Genomic DNA, 22,109 nt, shown 5'->3' on the forward strand with positions numbered 1-22,109 from the left:
CCTGTTCTTTAAACTCTTCGTTGTAATGCTGTCTTCTCTCACTCATGCCGGACACCTCTTAATTCTTGTTGAGTTTATTATCTGTTTGCGCTTATGAGGTGTCCACTTTTTATTCTAGTTGCACTGGTACCGTTGGAGGTGGGAAGTCGGCGGGTTCGCTACTGCAACGGTGTCTGGTACCGTTAGAGGTGGGAAGTCGCCGGATTCGTTGCTGTAGCGGTACCTGGTACCGTTAGAGGCGGGAAGTCGGCGGATTCGTTGCTGCAGCGGTATCTGGTACCGTTGGAGGCGGGGAGTCGGCGGATTCGTTGCCGCAGCGGTATCAGGTACCGTTAGAGGCGGGGAGTCGGCGGATTCGTTGCTGTAGCGGTGTCTGGTACCGTTGGAGACGGAGCATTCATGCAAAAAGCACGGCCCGGGGTCCACCCCGAGCCGTGTGCCGTCTTGCCACCGAAACCCGTTGCCCTTACTGCGCCGTGCTACCCTGCGCGTCGCCCGCATCCGAAGCTACCGGCATACCTCCCTGACCGCCTTGCGGCATCTCGCCGTCCGGCGGCATTCTGCCTCCGAAACCTCCACCCTCGCCGCGCGGACCGCCTTGACCGCGGCCGCCGCCACCGCCGCCGAAGCCGCCACCACCGGGACCGCCCATGCCGCTTCTCGCTTCGGTGACGCCGTTCTCGTCGAGCCAAGTGACGATGTCCGCGATCTGGAACGAGACGACCTCGGTGCCGCCGGTATACGCACCGCCCTCATAGAGACCGTTCGCTTCCCCGCCGCTGGACGTCCCGCCCGAGTACAGCGTGTAAGAACCGTCCTTCTTCAGCTCCGGCGAGCCGACGAACACCGCTTGATAGCTCTTCGACGGCGCGAACGTCAGCACGTCCGTGCCGTCCTCGCTCTCCAGATGGACGAGCGTGCCCGCTTCCTGCGCCTGCGGATACGTCATCAGAATGCCGTACTGCGTGGACGCATCCGACGCCGCCTGCACCATGCCCGAGCTGCCCGCCGCCACCAGGTACCCGCCGGTCATGACGAACGTGCCGTCGTAATCGAGCGCTCCGTTGCCGTTGTTCGTCGGACCGTTGACGACGACCGTGCCGCCGGACATCTCGATCGATCCGTTGGCGTCGAGACCGTCGCCCTGCGCGTCGACGCGAAGCGTGCCGCCGCTGATCTTCAGCAGGTTGGACGAATTCGCGCCGCCCTGCCCCGGCGGGCCTTCCATCGCTTCCGTCTCGCCGCTGCCGCTGGAGACGTTGATGCCGTCGTCGCCCGAAGCCACGCTAATCTCGCCGCCCGCGATATGAATCTGCGGCGCCTCGATACCTTCGTTGCTCTCCGCGATCCCGATCGTGCCGCCCGTAATGGCGATCGCGATATCCGCGTTGATGCCATCGTCGCCCGCCTGAATCGCAAGCTCCCCGCTTGTAATTTGGATGCCGCCGGCGCTATGCAGCGCATCTTCTCCCGACGCCAAGCTGAACGCGCCGCCGGAGATCGCGATCATGCCTTCCTCGCCCGCCGTGTCGTTCGTCGTCTTGACCGCATGGCCGCCGGCGTCGACCGTCAGGTCGCCGTCCTTCACGCCCACCAAGTCGCGCCCCATCACGCCGTCGTCGACCGCCGTGACGTTGAGGCTTCCTCCCGTGATTTTCAGCTTATCCTTGCTCGCGATGCCGTTATTGTAGTTGCCCTTGACCGTCAGCTTGCCCGTGCCGTTAATCGTCAGATCGTCGTGGCTGAAGATCGCCGCGTTAGGCTCGTCCGTCGCGTCGTCCGGATAGACGTACTTCTCCCCATCGGACACAACGTTCTCCGCGCCTTCCGGCAAAGACAGAATCAGCTTGCCCGCTTCCGCGACGTAGATCGCCGAGCTGTCGCCGTTATGAATATCGACGCCGTTCAGCACGACCCGCACGTCGCCTTTGTCAGGCACGTCTACCAACAGTTGCCCGTCGTCCAGCTTCCCGCTCGCGACGTACGTTCCCGCCGCCGTAATCGTCACCGAACCGTCCGCTGCCTCCGCGCCGGAGCCGTCGATCGAAGCTCCCGAGCCGTTCAACGCAATCGTTGTAACCGTCCCCGACTCCCAATCCGTATACGCGTCCTCTTCCTTATACTCGACGAGCGTCTCGCCCGCCAGATCGACGCTCGCCAGCTGCTCTCCCGAACCCGAGCCCGACGCCACTCCCGCCGTAGCCTCCGTCTCGGCGACCGCCGATGCCGCCGGCTCCGCGTTATTGCTGCATGCCGACACGAGCGCGGCGCATAATAGCAAGGTGCTCATTGTCATCGCTAATCCGTTGCTCTTCTTCATCCTATCCTCATCCTCTCTCCTAATTCGAGTCATTAATATTCCGACGCCGTCGGCGCCATCGTTAACGTAATATCGAGATTCCCGTTCCTGCATCTCACCGCGTCTAGAAATTCCTTCTGATTCGTGAGATGATCGATCGTAACCGCGTAGACGAGCTCGTACAAGCTTCCTAGCTCCGTCGTGCGCACTTTTCTCAGCGCGTAGCCGACGTTGAACTGCTTGAACAGCTCGTCGAACGCTTCTTCGTACCCGAGATTTTCCGGAATCGTCACCTTCAGCAGCTTCTGCGAAGACCTCCGGGCTCCGAACTTGAACTTGCCGAGCAAGAACATGAGCGCGCACAGAATGACGGTGAACAGCACGGCGTAATCGTAAGCGCCGACGCCGCACGCGAGGCCCGACGCCATCGTGAACAGGACGAACGCGATATCCTTCGGATCTCCGGGCGCGCTGCGGAACCGGATGATCGAGAAGGCCCCGGCTAAGCTGAACGCTCTCGCGATATTGCTCCCGATGAGTAGGATGATGATGGCTACGATCGCCGGCAGCACGACCATCGTCAAGGCGAAGCTCTGCGTGTAGGCGGGCTGCGTCCTCATATAGGTGAAGCTGATCAGCGCGCCGAGCGCGATCGCGAGCAGAATGGTCAGCATGGCATCGGAGAACGCGACGCTCGTACCCTCCGCCGTCGTCCCGAATAGCGATTCGATCATAGTAACATTCTCTCCTTTTCTAAGTTGCCGTACCGGATGGTTTTCTTATATTCGTTGCCGTACTTCGAGAAGCTCGTCCGGAACATCCCGAGCTCCGACAGCAGCTTGGACAGCCAGAGCGGAACCGTCTTCTCCGCCTTCACTTCCATCAGCCATTGCCCCGGCTCCATAAGCTGCTGCCCGTAATCGCCGCTCTCGAGCTTCAAGTCGTGGCGTCTCGAGCGAATATTCGTATCGAACGAGATGCGCAAATCCCGGTTGCCCCTCGCGAACATCGCGATTCGGTCGTAAGCTAAGTACACCATCGGCCTCAGTTCGTACCGTCCGAGGAAATATTCGATCTCCCGAACGACCTGCTTGTTCATATACGACCGCAGCTCCGGCGCCTGTCCGGTTCCCGCGAACGCGTACGCTTCCGGCAGCTTCAGCGCGGTCCTTCTTTTGTTCACTAAGCCGAACACCTTCTTCTTGAGCTCCAGGTACACTTTCGCGTCCGCCGCCGGCGTGCCGTATGCCCTGATCCGCAGCTTCTCCCGGTACTTCGGCTTGGACAAGCTGCTTCGGATCAACGAATGATGCTCGGTATCGTAATAGAGGTTGCTAATGGCGTAGCAATCGCCGTTCTTGTTGTGCTCGTCGGGTTCCATATATTCGAGCAGCCGTCGATAGATTTCATGGAATGCTTCGGTATTCATGAGATACTTGGTCTCGTAGCGGTTGAACACCTCGATGGCCATCGCCTTCGCTCCTTCCGTGCGGCGGTCGGCCGCGTCGTTCATGACTGTATCTTAGAGCCGGAACCTTTAACGAATCTTAAATGCGCGGGTGCCCGAACGTTAAGGTTCATTAAAGGTTTCGTGCCTATAATGAAGCCATACCCGAAGCGCGAAGGATGGATGCCCTCATGAGAATATTGATCGTGGAAGACGAGATTCATCTCGCCGAAGCGTTAAGTCAAATCCTGAAAAAACACAACTATTCCGTAGACGCCGTTCACGACGGACAGTCGGGGTACGATTGCGCGCTCGCGGGCATCTACGATCTGTTGCTGCTCGACATCATGCTCCCGGAGATGGACGGCATCTCGATATTGAAGAAGCTGCGGAGCAAGGGACTCTCGACGCCGGTCATTCTGTTGACGGCCAAGGGGGAAGTATCGGATAAAATCTCGGGCCTCGACCACGGCGCGGACGACTACGTGTCGAAGCCGTTCGTGACGGAGGAGCTGCTGGCGAGAATACGGGCGGCGCTGCGCCGCAGAGGCGAAGCCGTGCCGGAGGACGAGCTGAAGTACGGGGATATCGGGCTGAATCCGGGGACGCTGAAGCTGACGTGCAGGGGCAAGGAGCTGAAGCTGATCTTGAAGGAGAGCGAGCTCCTGGAGCTGCTCATGACGCGGAAGAACGCGGTCACCTCCAAGGAGCAGATCATCGAGAAGCTGTGGGGCTTCGATTCCGAGGCCGAGCATAACAACGTGGAAGTATATATCTCGTTCCTGCGCAAAAAGCTGGCGTTCCTCAGCGCCTCCGTCCGGATCAACACGATCCGGGGCGTCGGGTACGTGCTGGAGGCGACGGCGTAATGTTCAACAAGCTGCGAAACCGATTCCTGATCGTGAACATGGTCATCATCTCTCTCATCATGCTCGTGGCGTTCACCGCGATCTACACGATCACGTACCGGAACGTCAGCCGCGACATCGACATGGATCTGCGACGGGTGTCGGAGTTCTTCCATAAGCCCGGCGGCAAGTTCGGCGATCACGGCCCGGGCTTCGGTCCCGTCGACAATCTCTCGCCGATGGATCCGATGAAAGGAGGCAGCCCGCCGGAAGATCGCTCGGTATCGTTCGCGGTCCAGACGGACGACGACTGGAACGTCGTCTCCGTGAACACCCGGTTCGATATGGAGCTCGACTTCTACAAGCAGGCCGTCGGCAAAGTCGCCGCGGGCAGCGCGGAGAGCGGGAAGACGAACCTCGACGATAATAAATGGGCTTATCTCGTGCAGCGCAACGAGACCGGCTACTTCGTCTTGTTCCTCGACGTGACCGCGCAGCAGACCATTTTGACGAATCTCGTCTATACGTTCCTCGCGGTCGGGCTCGCGATGCTCGTCATCATCTTCTTCACGAGCCGATACTTCGCGAACCGGTCGATCGCTCCGGTCCAAGAGGCGTTCAACCGGCAGAAGCAGTTCATCGCCGACGCCTCCCACGAGCTGAGAACGCCGCTCGCCGTCATTAACACGAACGCGGACGTCTTGCTATCCAACTCCGACGACACGATCGCGAGCCAAGCGAAGTGGCTTCACCATATTAAGTCCGAGACGGACCGGATGAAGACGCTGACTTCCGACTTGCTGTACTTGACCGAGATGGACGATGAACGCGCGAATATGATCTACGCGGACGTGAACGTCAGCGAGGCGGTAGAGAGCGTCATATTGACGATGGAAGCGGTCGTGTACGAGCGCGACTTGACGCTCGGCTACGAGATCGATCCCGGGTTGAACGCCCGCGGCAATGCCGAGCAGCTGAAGCAGGTCGTCATGATTCTGCTCGATAACGCCGTCAAATATACGAATCCGAAAGGCTCGATCGAGCTTGCGCTGAAGCGCCGCCATAACGATATCGTGCTATCGGTAACGAATACGGGCGAAGGGATACCGGCAGAGCATCTGGGCCGCATCTTCGACCGCTTCTACCGCGCCGATTCGTCCCGCTCCCGCAAGCAAGGCGGCTACGGCCTGGGACTTGCGATCGCGAAGTCGATCGTCGAGCAGCACAAGGGCAAGCTGTCCGCGAAAAGCACGGTCGGCGAGACGACGTCGTTCTACGTCCAGCTGCCGTCGGCTTAAGCTTCGTGCGGATCGGTTGCGGGCGTGCTTGGAGGCGACCACCGCGCGGCCCAGGCGTCCATCTCGCTGAGCACGTTGCGGAAGTCGTGCCCTTTGTCCGTCAGCGAATATTCGACGGTGACCGGCACGGTCGGGAACACCTCGCGGCGCACGACGCCCGTCTGCTCGAGGTGGCGCAGCGTGTCGGTGAGCGACTGCGTCTTGACGACTTCCACGTTGCGCAGCAGCTGCTTGAAACGCTGCGGGCCTTCGGCCAGCTTGGCGATGACCATGAAGCTCCACTTCGCTCCGATAATGCGCAGCGCCTCGCAGATGTTCGGCACGCTCGCTCCGTCTTGGGCAACGTGCGCGAGCTCTTGATCCTCGGGTACGTATTCGGGTTGATTCATTAGTCGCTCTCCCCTTTTCTACTTACCGAAAGGTAAGTTGGTCAGTTTTGTTGGATAAGGTCAATCTGTTTTGCTCTCTTACGAAAAGTTAGTACGTTCATTATAATTCAATCCATCAACTCTCGAAAGGGTGGATGGAGATGAAAAACGTATATTGGCTCGCGATCGGCGCCTTCCTCGTCGCGACGGCGGAGCTCGTCGTGTCCGGCATATTGAAGGAGCTAGCCGAGGATCTGGGCGTAACGACAGCCCAAGCCGGGCAACTCGTCACGGCGTACTCGCTCGGATTCGCGATCGGCACGCCGATCTTGATCGCGGCGACGGCCCGCGCGGCACGCAAGTCGATGCTGCTGGCGTCGCTCGCGGCGTTCGTGCTCGCCAGCGCGGCATCCGCGTTAAGCGACGGATTCGCGGTATTGCTCGCCTTAAGGGTACTGCTCGGCGTAAGCGCCGGCGTCTACTGCGTCGTCGCGCTCGGATCGATCGCGAAGCTCGTGCCGGCGGAGAGGATCGGCAGCGCGATCGGAACGATCGCGCTTGCCTTCGGCTCGTCGATGGTGCTCGGCGTGCCGATCGGCATCGCCATGACCGAGGCATGGGGCTGGGAATCGATCTTCTATGCGATGGCAGGCGGCAGCTTGCTCGTGATCGGGCTGCTGAAGCGCATGCTTCCCGACGTCGAAGGCGACGCGCCGGCTCCGTTCGGCAAGCAATTCGCCGTGCTCGGGAGCCTGACCGTCATCGGCCCGCTGTTCCTCTCGATGCTCTGGAGCGCGGGCAATTCCGTCATGCTGACGTATATGGCGCCCCTCGTGCAGGATGAACTCGGCTTGTCGTCCGGAGCGCTCGGCGGCGTGTTGCTCGCCCTCGGTCTCATCGGCATCGTCGGCTCGAAGCTCGGCGGCTACGGCGTGGACCGCTTCGGCAGCGGCACGATGCTCGTCGTCAGCTTGGCATTGTCCGCGGCTTCGCTGATCATGCTTCCGCTTCTCGCCGGCGCGTCGCCAGCCGCCGGTCTCGCGCTCATCGGCCTGTGGGGGCTCGGCATGTTCGTCACCGCCCCGGCGCTGAACGCGCACTTCGTACGGACGGCGCCAGGCTCGGCCAATCTCGTCCTCGGCATGAACACGTCGTTCACGCATCTCGGGCTCGCCCTTGGCGCCGGAGCCGGCGGCTACTTCTACAATATCGCCGACTCCTCGGCCGATCTGCCGTGGCTGGCGGGAGCGTCGCTCCTGGTCGCGTTCGGCCTGTCGCTGGCGGCCGCGCGGGTGCGGGGAGCGAAGACGCTGGCGGCGTAATTGCAGGCAATCGACTTACTCGGAACGTCGGCTTGGCCGTCTTGCGCATGATGCGCGAGGCGGCTTCTTTATTCTTTTTTTATACTTCGGTAAGAGGAGCTTTAGACGTATCGGCTATAATGAGGCCAAGGAAACATGGCTTGGCGAAAGTCAGGGGGTGAACGATATCGCTAGAATCAACCTAACGCAGAGAAGATGGCTGCTCGTCCTCCATCTGTTATTCGCGGCGATCATGCTTGGCGGAGCCGTCGCTTTCCTCATTCTTAGCCTCGTAGCTGCGAGCACAAGCGATGAAGGCGTGCTTCGGGCATGCTATACGGCTATGCAGGTGCTGTCCGAGTCGTCCGTGCGCGCTTCGACGATCGGGACGCTCGTGACCGGCATTTTGCTGTCGGTGCTGACGCAGTGGGGGCTGTTCAAGTTCTATTGGATCATTGCCAAGGAGATCTTAACGCTCGTCGCGATCGCGCTCGGTCCGATCGGTATGTACCTATGGACGCTGAAGGCGGTGCGAATGACGGACGACGCAGGGTTGAACGCGCTTCATGACTCGGCATTCCTCGTGAATCAGAATCAGATGATGGTCGGCATTATTCTTCAGATCGTATCGCTCGCCGCGATGTTCGTCTTGTCGGTGTTCAAGCCTTGGGGGCAGCGGAAGCGACGGACGAGCGCATTGGCTTCCGGTTCATAGCTCGCAAGCAAAGAGAGGCACCCTTGGATGAGGGTGCCTCTCTCTTATTGATTATGGACGTCCGACGACCGTATTCGATGCCGATTCGATGTCCGCGTACGCCCAGTGGGAAGCCGGAACGTCGGTCCACGTCGGCTGGCGTTCGGCGTTCGCTTCGTGCGCCGGCCGCTCTAGCAGACGATTCAGGATGCGGACGCTTTCCGCGCGGGTCAGAGGTTTGTCAGGCGCGAACGTACCGTTCTCGTAGCCTTGCATCCACCCCGCCTCGCGCACGGCTGCAATCGACGCTGCAGCCCAATGGCCCTGCGCATCGGCGAAGACCCCTGTGTCAGCTTGCGCCGGTTGCGGCTTCTTCCAGTTGGCGATGATCGTCGCCATCTCCGCGCGGGTGACGGCGGCTTGCGGACGGAACCGTCCGTTCGTATCGCCGTTCATGAGGCCGGCGCCCTTCGCGAACGCGATGGCGTCCGTCGCCCAGTAGCCGGCGGGTACGTCGGAGAAGCCAGCGGCGTTCGACTTCGCGGAGGTGCCGATTGTGCGCGCCAGCAGCGTCGCGAGCTCCGCCCGCGTGATCGTCCGCTCCGGATGGAACAGCCCGTCCGGCGAACCGGTAATATAGCTCGCGTGCGCGACCGCGTCGTGAAGATTCACGAGCGTGAACGCGCTGAACTTGCTCACCGCGATCTCGTAGCCGATCGGCTTGCCTTTCGCGTCGTAGACGACGGTGCCGCGCTGCAGTTCCTTCTCGCCGTCGCTATGCTCGACGTATACGCCGAGCGAGCTCAGGAACTGCTGCAGAGCGATCGGATCCGTCGGCAGCTTGACGTTCGTCAGCGGGAAGACGACCTTCGTCGTCGGCCCCGCATAGTTCGTCTCGATGTCCACGGACGTGCCGACGACTTCGGCATTGCCGTTCGGGGAAGCTTCCTTCACTTCCGGCGCGTTCAGAACGCGGTCGGCAGTCTGTTGCGCCGCTTGCGTCGAGCGAATCGGCACGATCTGCACGACGATGTCCTTGTCTTGGGACTTCAGCAGCGCCAACGTCTCCGGCGACAACGAGATCATCGTGTCCCCGGTCTGAATCTCGAGTCCGATATCGTAGTCGTCCAATGCGTTGACCGCTCGTCTGGACAGGTTGACGACGACCGAGTCCGCAGGGTCGCGCGGCAGATCGTCGATGACGATGCGAGCCGTTTTCCGTCCCGCGGCAGCCGCATGTCTCGCGAACGTCTCGATACCCCTCTCGTCGAGCGAGACGACGTCCGTCTTCTTGCCGTCTGCGGAGCGCTTGCGCGTGACGTTCAAGCTGACCGTATTGTCGAACTCGTCCGTAACGACGTTGATCGGACGGGACTCGTCCGGCGGGTTAGGCACGACGGTCGACGGCGGAGGCGTCGTATCCGCGCCGCGCGTCACGGCAAGCGTATATGTCTTCTTCTGCCCGTCGCTCGCCGTGACGACGACGTCGACGTTCTTCGTTGCGCCCGCGGCGACGGCGATGGCCTGGGAAGCTCCGCCGCTGTCGACCGCTTGTCCGTCAACCTCGATCGTTGTTGCGTTCGGGTGAAGCTCCGTCGGAGTCAACGTTATCTCCGGCACGTTGCCGGCTACGGACACCGTATAAGTTCCGATCTTGGGATCAAACGTCTCGCCTAACGTGCCGCCCGTTACGGCCAAGCCTCCCAGTTGGTTTAAGCTGTAGGCGAACTTCTGCACGCGATGATTCCACACATCCGTAATGTAGACATTGCCGTCGCGGTCGATTGCAATGCCGCCGATATCGTCCGTCTGGCCTGGATCGCTGCCTCTGGCCCCCCAGCTCGCCAAGAGCGCGCCGTTCGTTGCCGATAGCTTCTTAATCTTGTTAGCGCCGCTGTCCGCTACATATAGATTGCCTGCAGGATCGAGCGCGATGCCGGAAATATAGGTGAACTCGCCGTTGCCCGGCTCTCCCCACGTCGTCTCGATCTGCGTTCCGTCTGTCGTAAATGTTTGAATATGCGTGGAATCGCTGACATATACGACGTTTCGCTCGCTGTCCACCGCGATGCCTTGCGGCCGGAAGTATAAACTGGCCTCGTCAAGCTCCCCAGACCACGTCACATATTCGCTATCGCTCTCGCCATCATCGCCTTCCGGCACGTAATCAGGAGGAAACTTCGCAACCTTATGCCCCGTCGTATCCGCCGCGTAGACATTGCCTTCCGCATCGATGCTAACGCCGCTAAGCTCAATAAAGTCGTTGTTAACTAGCACTGTCGTACCATTCGCCGGGTCATACTTGTACAATTCTCCATCTTCGGTGGCAATGTAGACATTTCCCGCCCCATCCGTCGCCATTCCATGCGGTGAGAAGCCAGGAAACCCGCGCTCTTCGATGAAGATGAATTGCCCGTCGAACTTCTGTACACGGTTGTTGCCCCTATCTGCAACGTACACGTTGCCGTTCGGATCAACGGTTATCCCCTGCGGAATGAAGAACTGACCGCTCTCTCCGCCCGTGCTCCCCCACGTCGCCAGATGTTCCAAGTTCGCGTCCAGCTTCTGAACGCGGTAGTTGGAGCTTTCTCCCACGAAGACGTTTCCTTCATCGTCCACGGCGATGCCCGAAGGATCGTTGAATTGCAGATCCTTATTGCCTTCTCCGCCGACCTTCAGCACCGTGTCCAAGCTCTCCCACTTAAGCACGACATCCTGAACGTTGTCCGTCGCGTAAATTGTCCCGCCCGCGCTTACGTCGATTGCCGATATTGAATTGTAGCGGGTATCCTTGTACGCTTCGATCAACTGACCCACCGGGTTCAGCTTCAAGATCCGGGATCCCGCCTCGAGCACGTAGATATTGCCGGCCCCGTCCAGGGCGACGCCTTCCGGTTCATTGAACGAAACCATCTGGCTATCGGCATTCTCGTACTCCGACACCGCGTTAATCGTCCCGTTCGGCTCGACAACCCACAGCTTGTGCTGATCCGAATCTGTCGCATAGATGCTGCCTGTTGCCGAGTCGATCTCGATGTCGGTAATGTAGCCGAACTGCCCGGCTCCGATCGTCGCGAGTACCGACTGCCCATCGTTCATATCCAGCAACTTAATCGAATAACCGTCGGACGCGTAGACGGATCCCGTGACGCTTGCTTCCACGACATATGGCGTAAAGCTTCCGTCCCCTTCCCACTTCGACACGATCGTACCGTCGCCGGTGAGCTTATGGACGCCGTTGATTTGATAATCCGCCGCATACACATACCCTTCGCCGTCCGTACTTACATCCAATAGAGACCCAAATTCATATTGCCCCGCCGGCGCAATGCTCTCGACCGCATAACCATCCGCAACCCCCGCGCTCGCCGCCTCGCTCGTGCGCGTACCCGGCCATACCGGCATCAACAGCGCGGAGGCGCACAAGACGAGCAGCGTCTTCCGCCATTTTCGAGTCATCGACATGAATATCCATCCTTCCCCTGATTCCCCTCTTATCCCCCCTACTCTAGCACCGCAACGTTCATAAAACAGTTAACCAAAGTTAATTCTCCACTCGATCTCTCCGCGAAAAAAAAGATATAATGCGTATATATAGGAAATGCTGTCTACTCGCGGAGGTACTATGACGACACATCTCGAACGCACGCCGGTGCTTCTCCATACGAAAACAACCCCTCCCGTCAGCCGCATGCATCTCGTCGAACGGCAACGGCTGACGGAGCTGATCGAGCAAGGCGTACAAGGACGGCTGACGCTGCTCAGCGCGCCCGCGGGCTTCGGCAAGACGACCGCGCTCAGCCAATGGACCCGGCGGACCGGCTGCGGAGTCGCCTGGCTGTCGCTCGACGAGGCGGACAACGATCCGACCCGCTTCTGGCGGTACGTATCGCAGGCGCTCTCCGCCGTCTTGCCGGAGACCACTGGGCGACGGCTGTCGCAGTTGTCTTATACGCTGCCGAGCCTATCGATAAATACGTTTCTCGACGCCATGATCAATGAGCTATACTCGGCCGATCGCCCCGCCGCGCTCGTTCTCGACGACTATCATCTGATCGCGAACCCCGGCATTCACGAGAATATTGCCTATTGCATCGAACATCTGCCGCCGCAGCTGCGCCTCGTAATCGCCAGCCGCGGGGAACTGCCTTTTCCGACGGTCAAATGGCACGTGCGCGGAGAGCTCGCGACGATCGACCTGAAGCAGCTGCAATTCACGGCTCCGGAAGCCGAGTCGTTCTATCAGGACGCGATCGGCGTTCCCTTGTCCCAGAGCCAGGTCGAGAGCCTGCTGACGCATACCGAAGGATGGATTACCGGCTTGCAACTGCTCGGCATCTCCTTGCGCTCGGCCGGCGACGGCGAGGCGTTCATGGCCGGCTTCGACGGCTATAACCGCGACGTTGCCGACTACTTGTTCCACGAGGTGATGGCGAAGCTTCCGGCGGACATGCAGCACTTTCTCTTGCGCACGTCCGTGCTGACGCGCCTGGATGCCAGAACCTGCGACGACGTCACGGGCCGGAACGACGGTCTCGGCATGCTGGAGCGGCTCCAAGAGTGGAACCTGTTCCTCGTGCCGCTGGACGACCAGCGCGCCTGGTATCGGTACCACCACCTGTTCGCCGAATACTTGCGGAACGCCGCCCGGCGCAATTCCGACGACCTGTGGCACGACGCGCACGCGGCGGCGAGCGCCAGCTTCGGCGCGCGCGGTTACCTGGACGAAGCGATCGACCACGCGATCGCGGCCGGTGACTACACTGCTGCCGAATCGTACCTATCGCGCCATATCGCCACCGTGCTGCAGCGCGGCGAATTCGGGGCGTTGCTCCGCTGGTTCGGCAGCTTCCCGCCGGAGACGGAGCTTGCGTCCGAGCTGTCGCTGCTCCATGCGTTCCTGCTCGTCGTGACCGGACAGCCGGAAGCGGCGGAGCAGACCCTTGCCCGCGTCGAACTCCGTCTAGGGACAACGGCGACCGACGAGCAGCGCAAGCAATTGCAGAGCGGCATCCTGTTCGTGAAATCGAACCTCGTGTTCGCCAGCGGCAAGTTCGAGCAATGGTTCGCTTTCTCCGCGGGCATTATGGATGCGTTGCTGCCTCATAACCCGATTTTCTACAACTTCAACTACAACAACGCGGACCCTCTCGTCCGGCGCAACGCGTTCGGGCTGAAGGGCGTGCTGTCGCCGGATACGGAGACGATCGGCAAGCAATTCTCCGGCGTGCTGGAGAAGCACGGCTGGGAAGCTTCGCTCATTAACCTGTATCTCGTGCAATCGCTCGCCGAAGGCTACTACGAGTGGAACCGGTTGGAGGAGAGCCAGCGGCTGCTGCTGCAGGTGGAGCGCGCCAGCCGCTCGCGGCTCGTGCCGGGGCTGTACGTGCCGAACCGGATTACGCAGGCGAACGTCTATGCCGCTACGGGCCGACTGGAGCTTGCTTATACGACGCTCGAGGAGACGCTAGCCGTTGTCCTGAAGCTTCCCGAGCCGCAATGGGCGGCTTACGTTCGGGCAACGCTGCTACAGCTCCACCTCCGTCACGGCCAATTGCCTGCAGCTAAGAAGCTTGCGGGCGCGTTGCGGCTATCCGCGAAGGACAGGCCGACCTTCGACCTGGAGTTCGAAGCGTTGGCGCTGTCCCGCCTGCTCGGCGCTCAGCATAAGGAACCCGAAGCGCTGCGCCTGCTGGAGCTGCTGAAACCGCAAGCGCAGCGGGAGGGCAACCTCATGAGCCTCGCAGAAATCGCGATCGCGCAAGCGTGCTTGCAGGAGAGCCTCGGTCAACGCGCGCTGGCGATGGCCGCGCTGCAGGAGGCGCTGGCGATCGGCGAAGCGAACGGGTACGTGCGCAGCTTCGTCGACGCGGGAGAGGTGATGGCGAAGCTGCTGCGCAGGCATGCCGAACAAGGCGATCCGTCGAGCCGCTACGCTCGCGCACTCCTGGAAGCTTACCCGGGTACGACGAAACAGGAGCCGGCCTCGCCGCCTCCCGAGCTTATCGAAGAATTGTCCCGCACGGAGCTCCAGCTGTTGGAGCTGATTCGCCAAGGCAACTCGAATCAGGTCATCGCGGACAAGCTGCACCTGTCCGTCGGCACGGTCAAAGTATACGTCTCCCGCCTGTACGGCAAGCTCGGCGTCTCCTCGCGGACGCAGGCGCTTGCGCGGGCGAAGGAATTACGCCTCCTGGAAGAGGAATCCTAATCGCGCCCTATGAGAACTGATCCTTATAACGGCTAGGCGGCATGCCCGTCGCCTGGCCGAACACTCTGCTGAAGTAGAGCGGGTTGTCGTAGCCGACGATGGCTGCGACTTCTTTGACGTGGAGCGACGTTTCCGCGAGCATTCGCTTGGCCTCGTTAATGCGGATGCCCGTCACGTATTGGACCGGCGTCTTGCCGGTGACGGCCTTGAACTTATGAATGAACCGGAACAAGCTCAGATTGCACGCCTGGGCAAGCTCTCCGACGACAAGCCGGCGATTGTACTTCTCGTGCATGATCGCGATAATCCGATGAATGTCGGCATGGGGCTCCGCCTTCCGGTGCGCTTCCGCGTTCCGAAGCCTCCGGCCGAACAGCGCCAGCAGCTGGAGCAGATAGGCGGACGCCATCGTCCCGCTCAGCGGTTCGCCCACGTTCAACTCGCGAATGATACTCTTGAACAAGTCGACCGCCTCATCCATGATGCCGACCGCGCGGACGGGCGATCCGACCTGTCCGAGCTCCGAGACATAATCCCGTGCGGCACTACCCGTAAAATGAACCCAGTAAGCCTCCGTCCCATTCGCGGAGCGATAGCTGTAATGCTGCGGCTCTCCCGGAGAATACAGCACGATGTTGCCGTCCGGCACCTCCGTTGCTTCCGCGCTCTTGCCCCCGAACCGAAAAGTCCCCTTCCCTCCGACGACGTAGATCAACTGGTAATCCAGTCTGCCCTTCTCCCGGTTCCGGACGAGATCCCGCGTCTCCAGCTTCTGATAACCGCAGCAATTGACGACCAGGGCGCTGCCCGTATCGTCGACTCCCGCTTCGATCCAATCGCGATGCGCATTGCCGGACATACTGATCACATTCGTCACCCCGATAGCAATTTTGTGCATGTCGATAGCAAGTTGATTCATTCTAACTCCCTACTCGTCATCTTATAATGAAGGCGAACAATCCGCAATTTCGTGAATGCCCAAGCGGCGAAGGGAGCAAGAGGATGGCGACAGGAAGAATCATTCGGAACATCCATCTGAATTGGAAGTTTCATCGCGGCGACGAGCCTCGCGCCTGGTACAAAGGTTATGACGACGCCGATTGGCGCGGCGTGACGCTCCCGCACGACTGGTCCGTCGAGGAGCCGTTCTCCGAAGCGCATTCCAGCGGGACGGGGTATTTGCCGGGCGGAACGGGCTGGTACCGCTACCGCTTCGCGTTGCCTTCTAAGCTGCGGGGCAAGCGCGTCTCGATTACCTTCGAGGGCGTGTACAACAACGCGCAAGTATGGTGTAACAGCTATTATCAGGGTAAGCGCCCTTACGGATACAGCACGTTCTCGTACGACATCACCGACTTCGCGTCGTTTGGGGATACCGACAATTATGTCGTCGCCGTGAAAGTCGATCACAAGGATATCGCGGACTCGCGGTGGTTTACCGGCTCCGGCATCTACCGCAACGCGTACCTCACGATTACGGATCCGATCCATATCGAGCGATACGGCGTGTTCGTCACGACGCCGGACGTGTCGCCGGAACGCGCAACCGTAGCGCTGAGCGTCAGACTGTCCAATTGCACGGCGCAGGACGAGCGCGTCACGATTCGCCATACGCTGCGGGATCATGACGGACGCATCGTCGCCGCGACCGAGGAGGAGCGCGACTTAACGGGCGGCGCCGAAGCGGCGGCCTCGGATCATGCGCTGACGGTCGACGAACCGAAGCTGTGGTCGCCGGACACCCCTTATCTGTACGCGTTGTCGACGAAGGTGCTGAAGGACGGCGAGCTGCTCGACGACGTTACGACGCCCGTCGGCATTCGCTCGTTCTCCTTCGACGCGCATAAGGGCTTCTGCCTGAACGGCGCGAATATGAAAATCAAAGGCGTATGCGTCCACCACGACGCGGGAGCGCTCGGCGCCGCCGTTCCGGAGCACGTATGGGTACGGAGGCTCGAGGCGTTGAAAGAAATGGGCTGCAACGCGATCCGAATGAGCCATAATCCGCCCGCGACGAACTTGCTCGATCTGTGCGACCGGATGGGTTTCCTCGTCATGGACGAGGCGTTCGACGAATGGGAGGGCGTCAAGAACAAGTGGTCGACCGGACATAACGTATATCCGCCGAAGCATTACGGCTACTACGAGGATTTCCCGCAGTGGGGCGAGGCGGACATCAAGGAGATGGTCCTGCGGGACCGCAACCATCCGTCCATCATTCTGTGGAGCATCGGCAACGAGGTCGACTATCCGAACGATCCTTACTGCCATCCGTATTTCCGGACGATGACGGGCAACAATGACGCCAATAAGCCCGCGGCCGAGCGCGAGTACGACCCGAACAAGCCGAACGCGGAACGGCTCGCGACGATCGCGAAGCAGCTTGCGAGCTACGTGAAGGAGTGCGATCCGACGCGGCCCGTCACCGCGGCGATCGCGTTCCCGGAGCTATCCAACTTAATCGGTTACACGGATGCTCTCGACGTTATCGGCTACAACTACAAGGAGCATCTGTACGCCGAAGCGCGCGAGAAGTATCCGGACCGGGTCACGTACGGCAGCGAGAACGGCGCAAGCCTCGAAGCCTGGCTCGCGGTTCGGGACAACGACGCGATCTGCGCCCAGTTCATCTGGACCGGCATCGACTACTTGGGCGAGGCGCACGGCTGGCCGGTGCGGGCTTCGCAAGCCGGATTCCTCGATCTCGCGGGCTTCAAGAAGTCCAGCTACTACTTCCGCAAGAGCTTGTGGAGCGCGGAACCGACGGCGTTCCTCGCCGCGGCGAAGGCCGACGATCCGGGGCTCTCGGGCAAGGGACGATGGGGCGGCGGGGATGCCCATTGGAACTGGAACGCGGGCGAACGGCTTGCGGTCATCTGTTACACGAACTGCGAGGAAGCGGAGCTGTTCGTGAACGGGCGATCGCTCGGCGCGAAGAGATTGGCCGTTTCGCAGCTAGGCTATCTCGTCTGGGAAGCGGACTTCGAGGAAGGCACCGTACGGGTCGTCGCTAGCAACGGCGACGGCGTCTTCCGTTCGCATGAGCTACATACGGCGTCGCAGCCCAAGAAGCTTGAGTTACGCGCCGATCGTGTCGAGCTGCTCGCCAGCGGAGAGGATTGGGCGCACGTCGAGATCGATATCGTCGACGAAGCCGGTCGGCTCGTCTTCGCGGCCGATCAACCGATCCGCGTAACCGTCGACGGCCCCGGAGAATTGATGGGGCTCGAGAACGGCGACGCGCAGGACGTCGAGCCGTACAGCTCGCCCGTCCGTCGCGCCCGCCACGGCAAGCTCCTTGCCTTCGTCCGCTCGCGGACCGAGGCGGGAAAGATCACCGTTCGCGCGGAAGCGCCGGGATTGGCGGGGTGCTCTGCGGAAATCTCGGTTGTACCAGCGCATTCCGACTAAAAAGCAAAACCGCGCCTACTTCGTCAATAGACGAGGAAGGCGCGGTTTCTTTATTGATCCGTAGCCGCAACGATTGCCGTTATGGCGCGAGTCATTCACGACTCGATGTTACCGTCCGCGACGACTTCGAACGTCAGTCGCTTCATCGCTGGCTCCCCGACTCCTCCAGCACCTGCTTAACGAGCTTCTTCGGCGCGGCGCGCAAGTACGCGCTCCGGAGCAACCCGGGCAGCTCGTCCCAATCGGGCGTCGCCGCCTTGTCGAGCGATACCCAGCCGTGCTGCCCGATGTACGGCGTGCGCGCGTACCCGCCCTGCTGGATCAGGAGCGACTGCTCCTCCTTGTCGGACTTGAACGAGATACCCGGCGCGCCGTCGTTCTCGCCCATCATGATGAACGTCTTGCCCCGAACCTTGAAGACGTCATGGCCGAATCCGTCGACCACTTCCTCGACTTCCGGCAGTCCGGCGCATATCCCGCGCACCCGCTCCAGCATGTCTATCCCTTCCCGCGTCTGCATTCTTCCGACCTCCGCTTCGTTACCCTTCCGCGCGTCGCCGGTACAGATCCACGCTCTTGTAGCCCGCGCCGAGAATGTCCTTCATCTCCGCGCGGCGCTTCTCCCGCGTGTCTTCCTGTACGGCGCTATACACGTAGCGTGCCCAATCCTTGCGGTAACCCGGAGTCAGCGACGCATATAACGCCAACGCATCCGGTGCATCCGCCAAGTCTTGCTCCACGCTCGGGATGAGCGCGACGTAATCGTCTACCCGCTGGCTCGGCTTCGCCGAAGTCGCAGCCGCAGCCGAACCCGTCGCCTCCCGTTTCCGCGGGTCGAGCTTGAAGCCGACGACCGTGAAGACGTCGTCCAGCCCGACCATGCGCGCGAACTTCAGGTCGCTCGTTCCGATATAACCGTCATCCTCGTTAGCGCCCAATCCGTCGAACAAGCTGTCCCGGTGAATGTAGGTCGGGTAGACTTTGTTGCCTTTTTTCGGATACGCCGCATAGAGATACCCGCCCTTGGACAGCCGCTCGCGGCCGATCGCGTCCGTCACGAGCTCCTTCAACGCCTCCATATCGAGCGCATACGCGAAAATCATATCGTAACCGCCGCCCTCGAGCGACGTATCGTGAGCGGCCAACCCGGCCAGCGCGTCGTCGCCCTCCGGCCGGTTCAGCACCGCGATTCGGTCATGCTTGTTCAAGTTCAGCTTGTCGACGATCGTCTTGGACACAAGGAACGCCTCCGATGGTTCGGTCGCCCCCTCGGACTTAAGCGGCCACGTCTCTCTTCGTGAACGCCAGCCAGGCGACCAGATTGAACAGGATATAGTAGCCGACCAGCACCGCGATCGAGAAGCCGAGCGTCATGCCTTCCTGATAAGGCTGACCGCTGATGTACTGCGTCAAATCTATATTAGCAAACAACATGTACTTCGCCCAAGCGTACGGCTGCAGGAACTGCATGACGATCGCCCCGGCGAACAGCAGGAAGATGCCGAAGCCGATCGCCATCGCGCTGCTGCGGAACGCGGACGAGATCATGAACGCCAGCGTCACGAACATGATCGTCGACACGCCGTTCAGCAAGTACGTCTTCCACAGGTTGGCGACCATGTTGTGCTCGTGGACGATGCCGGCGGAATCGATGGTCAGATAAGGCATGCCCGCGGAGTCGAATTGATAGAGGATGCCGTTGACGAGTATCGAAGAGACGAACAGCACGACGAGCAGCAGCGCGCCGAACATGAGCATGGACACGTACTTGGCGATGAGGATCTTCAGCCGGTTCGCCGGCCGGATGAGCAGCAGCTTGATCGTCCCCGTCGAGAATTCGCCGGCGAGGCTGTCCCCCGCGATGATGACCGTGAACAGCGTGATGAGGATGACGAGCGTGGCCGCGCCGTTGATGCCGTCCCACATCGTCCCGGCTTCGGGAGCGATATCGTGCGCGAGCCGGTACTCGTTCAGCGTATATTGCTCTTGCGCCCATTCTTTGTTGTCCTCGTCCGCTTCCGGATTGGCGATCGTCTTCTCGAAATGCGCGTTCTGCTCCGTTAGCTCCGCCTTCCACGATGTATCCGACGCGTCCTTGTTATCGTAGTACCAGTCTACCGTACTGGCCAAGATGACGATCGCGACCATGAAGCCGATCATCGCCCACGTACGGTAACGGCGGTACACCTTCATATTTTCGTTAATGATCAGATTAACCAATATTCTCGCCTCCCGTCATTTCCAAGAACCGGTCTTCGAGCGATTGCCGCACCGCGCGGGCGCCGTATACGTCGACGTCGTTCTTAATTAAGTAGGATAAGATCTCCGGCACCCGGTCGCGGCTCGTCACGACTTCGAATCCCGCCGCGACCGCCTTCGCGTCCTCTACTCCGTTCATCGCCCGGATGTCCGCCAACGCGAGCGCGTCCGCCGAGGCTTCGATCAAGTAAGTCTGCGCCTTATCGTCGCCGCCGACGAATTCCCCGATTCCCTTCACGTCGACCAGCTTGCCTCGTTGCAGAATCGCGATCCGGTCGCACATGAGCTCCATCTCCGTCAGCAAGTGGCTCGACACGATAACCGTGACGCCTTCCTCGCGGGTCAAGTACCGCAAGTAGTCGCGAAGCTCGCGGATACCCGCCGGATCGAGACCGTTCGTCGGTTCGTCGAGAATGAGCAGGTCCGGCTTGTGCAGCATCGCCTGGGCGACGCCGAGCCGCTGGCGCATGCCGAGCGAGTACTTCCTCACCTTGTCGTGGATCCGGTCGTCCAGCTTCACGAGCTTGATGACTTCGTCGATCCGCTCCTTCGTCACGCCGGGCACCATGCGAGCGTAATGGACCAAGTTGCGGTAGCCGCTCAGGAACTTGTACATCTCCGGATTCTCGACGATCGCGCCGACATGGCGGATCGCTTGCTCGAACTCGGTCTTGATATTCTTGCCCTTGATCAGAATTTCGCCCTTCGTGATCGACATCAGGCCGACCATCATCCGGATCGTCGTCGTCTTCCCGGCGCCGTTCGGCCCCAGGAAGCCGAAAATTTCCCCTTTCGGCACGTCGAACGTCAGATCGTCGATGATCGTGTTCTTGCCGATTCTCTTCGTTACGTTGCGTAAGCTTACTACCGCTTCGCTCATGGCGTTACCCTCCCGTTATGTTCTTCATTGGTATAAATGACGATGTTGCCGCTACGCGACGTCACTTCCGCCCGCCACTTGCCGTCGCCGACGATGCCGCGCAGCGCGTATTCGCCCTTGCCCGCGCTCTCGACCGGAATCGGCAGCGTCGTGCGGAAGCGTCCGCCGTTCGTATAAGCGTTCAATGCGTACCCCGCGTCGGCGGGCAGGATCAACGTCGTCTTGCCATTGACGGCTTCGACGCGAACGTCGCCGCGAACGTCCTCCAACTGCAGATCGGCGTTGCGGCTGTCCAACTCGACCGATCCGTCGATCTCCCGCGCGTAGACCGGCCCTCCGTGCGTTACGCCGCTTACCTTGCCCTCGACGCGCCCGACGAAGTTCCGGCCGGATTCGTTGTCGATCGCGACGTTGCCGCGAATATCGGTTACGTTCGCGTCCGCCGCCAGGTTGACCAGCGTAACGTTCCCGGTTATGCCCGATATATAGACGTTGCCGTAATCGGACGTCGCGGATACGTCGCCTTGAACGCCGACGATCTCCACCAGTTCGGCGACTCCCGAGACCGCCGCGTCGCCGACCGTCCCTTCGACGCGGACCGTCGCATTCTCGCTGTCGATCCGGACGTTCATGCCGTCCGGCACGAGCAGCTCGTAATCGATGACGATGTCGTCGGAATCCGGGCGTTTCCCGTTCGCGGTCGCCTTCAGCGTCAGGCGGCCGGATTCGGCGGCTTGCTCCACCCGGATCGCATCGCGCTTACGGACGGCCGTCGCCTCGCCGGCGGCATGGGCGGCGATCGTATAGCGCAAACGGACTTCGGCGTCCGCCGATCGGCCGACCGAGATGCGTCCGCCCGTACCGGACAGCGACACCTCGGAGAAGTCCCCTCGCGGAATCGCAAGCTCCTTGTCCGTCTTCGCGACCGTCTCGCGCTGACGCTGGGCGTACTTGTCCGACTTCTCCACGTTCACGAACGGCCTCAGGAATGTCTCGAACGGCTTTTCCTTGCCCTTCCAGATTTCGGCGATCATGAGGCAGAACAGCGCGGCCACGAGGAGGAGAAGCAGCGTTTTTTTCTTCCGGAACATCC

17 protein-coding genes are annotated in these 22,109 nt (G+C 60.8%); 6 read left to right on the forward strand and 11 right to left on the reverse strand.

The annotated features are described in order from the left end of the window. Window positions 1-466: 466 nt before the first annotated feature. Genes ACFQZG_RS24145 through ACFQZG_RS24155 form a run of 3 tightly spaced genes read right to left on the reverse strand, consistent with a single transcriptional unit; the run spans window position 467 to window position 3,770 of the window. The gene (locus ACFQZG_RS24145; protein ID WP_378157254.1) at window positions 467-2,320 is read right to left on the reverse strand and encodes a carbohydrate-binding domain-containing protein; all 1,854 of its coding nucleotides are present in this window, start codon (window positions 2,318-2,320) and stop codon (window positions 467-469) included. 32 nt (window positions 2,321-2,352) lie between these two features. Beyond that, window positions 2,353-3,033, reverse strand: coding sequence for a DUF4956 domain-containing protein (locus ACFQZG_RS24150; RefSeq protein WP_378157256.1), 681 nt, complete (start codon window positions 3,031-3,033; stop codon window positions 2,353-2,355). Beyond that, window positions 3,030-3,770, reverse strand: a complete 741-nt coding sequence (locus ACFQZG_RS24155; RefSeq protein ID WP_378157401.1) for a polyphosphate polymerase domain-containing protein — start codon at window positions 3,768-3,770, stop codon at window positions 3,030-3,032. Before ACFQZG_RS24155 ends, ACFQZG_RS24150 begins: the two co-directional genes overlap by 4 nt. A 167-nt stretch (window positions 3,771-3,937) precedes the next feature. On the opposite strand from ACFQZG_RS24155, the gene ACFQZG_RS24160 reads away from it, so the two are divergent. Continuing rightward, window positions 3,938-4,615 carry a response regulator transcription factor gene (locus ACFQZG_RS24160; protein ID WP_378157258.1) on the forward strand — a complete coding sequence of 226 codons (678 nt, stop codon included), beginning with the start codon at window positions 3,938-3,940 and terminating at the stop codon, window positions 4,613-4,615. Further along, window positions 4,615-5,892 (forward strand): sensor histidine kinase, encoded by a 1,278-nt coding sequence (locus tag ACFQZG_RS24165; RefSeq protein WP_378157260.1) that lies wholly within the window; start codon window positions 4,615-4,617, stop codon window positions 5,890-5,892. Before ACFQZG_RS24160 ends, ACFQZG_RS24165 begins: the two co-directional genes overlap by 1 nt. Here ACFQZG_RS24165 and ACFQZG_RS24170 read toward each other — a convergent pair. Beyond that, window positions 5,889-6,281, reverse strand: coding sequence for a winged helix-turn-helix transcriptional regulator (locus ACFQZG_RS24170; RefSeq protein ID WP_378157261.1), 393 nt, complete (start codon window positions 6,279-6,281; stop codon window positions 5,889-5,891). The genes ACFQZG_RS24165 and ACFQZG_RS24170 overlap by 4 nt on opposite strands. Before the next feature lie 140 nt (window positions 6,282-6,421). Between ACFQZG_RS24170 and ACFQZG_RS24175 the strand changes: the two genes are divergently transcribed. Both ACFQZG_RS24175 and ACFQZG_RS24180 read left to right on the forward strand, forming a co-directional pair. After that, window positions 6,422-7,582, forward strand: coding sequence for an MFS transporter (locus tag ACFQZG_RS24175; RefSeq protein ID WP_378157263.1), 1,161 nt, complete (start codon window positions 6,422-6,424; stop codon window positions 7,580-7,582). A 157-nt stretch (window positions 7,583-7,739) separates the two neighbouring features. Further along, window positions 7,740-8,276 carry a hypothetical protein gene (locus tag ACFQZG_RS24180; protein ID WP_378157265.1) on the forward strand — a complete coding sequence of 179 codons (537 nt, stop codon included), beginning with the start codon at window positions 7,740-7,742 and terminating at the stop codon, window positions 8,274-8,276. A gap of 51 nt (window positions 8,277-8,327) precedes the next feature. Here ACFQZG_RS24180 and ACFQZG_RS24185 read toward each other — a convergent pair whose 3' ends face one another. Further along, window positions 8,328-11,720, reverse strand: a complete 3,393-nt coding sequence (locus ACFQZG_RS24185) for an S-layer homology domain-containing protein (RefSeq protein ID WP_378157267.1) — start codon at window positions 11,718-11,720, stop codon at window positions 8,328-8,330. A gap of 160 nt (window positions 11,721-11,880) precedes the next feature. Between ACFQZG_RS24185 and ACFQZG_RS24190 the strand changes: the two genes are divergently transcribed. Then, window positions 11,881-14,466, forward strand: a complete 2,586-nt coding sequence (locus ACFQZG_RS24190) for a winged helix-turn-helix domain-containing protein (protein WP_378157269.1) — start codon at window positions 11,881-11,883, stop codon at window positions 14,464-14,466. 7 nt (window positions 14,467-14,473) lie between these two features. Here ACFQZG_RS24190 and ACFQZG_RS24195 read toward each other — a convergent pair whose 3' ends face one another. Then, the gene (locus ACFQZG_RS24195) at window positions 14,474-15,325 is read right to left on the reverse strand and encodes an AraC family transcriptional regulator (protein WP_378157402.1); all 852 of its coding nucleotides are present in this window, start codon (window positions 15,323-15,325) and stop codon (window positions 14,474-14,476) included. A 143-nt stretch (window positions 15,326-15,468) separates the two neighbouring features. Here ACFQZG_RS24195 and ACFQZG_RS24200 point away from each other — a divergent pair, with 143 nt between their 5' ends. Beyond that, complete coding sequence (locus ACFQZG_RS24200) at window positions 15,469-17,877, forward strand: glycoside hydrolase family 2 TIM barrel-domain containing protein (protein ID WP_378157271.1); 2,409 nt, start codon at window positions 15,469-15,471, stop codon at window positions 17,875-17,877. 142 nt (window positions 17,878-18,019) lie between these two features. On the opposite strand, the gene ACFQZG_RS24205 is transcribed toward ACFQZG_RS24200, so the two are convergent. The 5 genes from ACFQZG_RS24205 to ACFQZG_RS24225 are packed head-to-tail and all read right to left on the reverse strand — an operon-like array spanning window position 18,020 to window position 22,107. Next, on the reverse strand, window positions 18,020-18,397 hold the full coding sequence (locus ACFQZG_RS24205; protein WP_378157273.1) for an MmcQ/YjbR family DNA-binding protein: 378 nt from the start codon (window positions 18,395-18,397) through the stop codon (window positions 18,020-18,022). A 19-nt stretch (window positions 18,398-18,416) separates the two neighbouring features. Next, on the reverse strand, window positions 18,417-19,115 hold the full coding sequence (locus tag ACFQZG_RS24210) for a YdeI/OmpD-associated family protein (RefSeq protein ID WP_378157275.1): 699 nt from the start codon (window positions 19,113-19,115) through the stop codon (window positions 18,417-18,419). A gap of 37 nt (window positions 19,116-19,152) precedes the next feature. After that, window positions 19,153-20,097, reverse strand: a complete 945-nt coding sequence (locus tag ACFQZG_RS24215) for an ABC transporter permease (protein WP_378157277.1) — start codon at window positions 20,095-20,097, stop codon at window positions 19,153-19,155. Continuing rightward, window positions 20,090-21,016 (reverse strand): ABC transporter ATP-binding protein, encoded by a 927-nt coding sequence (locus ACFQZG_RS24220; RefSeq protein WP_378157279.1) that lies wholly within the window; start codon window positions 21,014-21,016, stop codon window positions 20,090-20,092. The genes ACFQZG_RS24215 and ACFQZG_RS24220 overlap by 8 nt, the downstream gene beginning before the upstream one ends. Beyond that, complete coding sequence (locus ACFQZG_RS24225; protein WP_378157281.1) at window positions 21,013-22,107, reverse strand: DUF4097 family beta strand repeat-containing protein; 1,095 nt, start codon at window positions 22,105-22,107, stop codon at window positions 21,013-21,015. Before ACFQZG_RS24225 ends, ACFQZG_RS24220 begins: the two co-directional genes overlap by 4 nt. Window positions 22,108-22,109 lie beyond the last annotated feature (2 nt).

This window comes from Cohnella sp. GCM10027633, from assembly GCF_042675445.1.
GTDB lineage: Bacteria > Bacillota > Bacilli > Paenibacillales > Paenibacillaceae > Cohnella.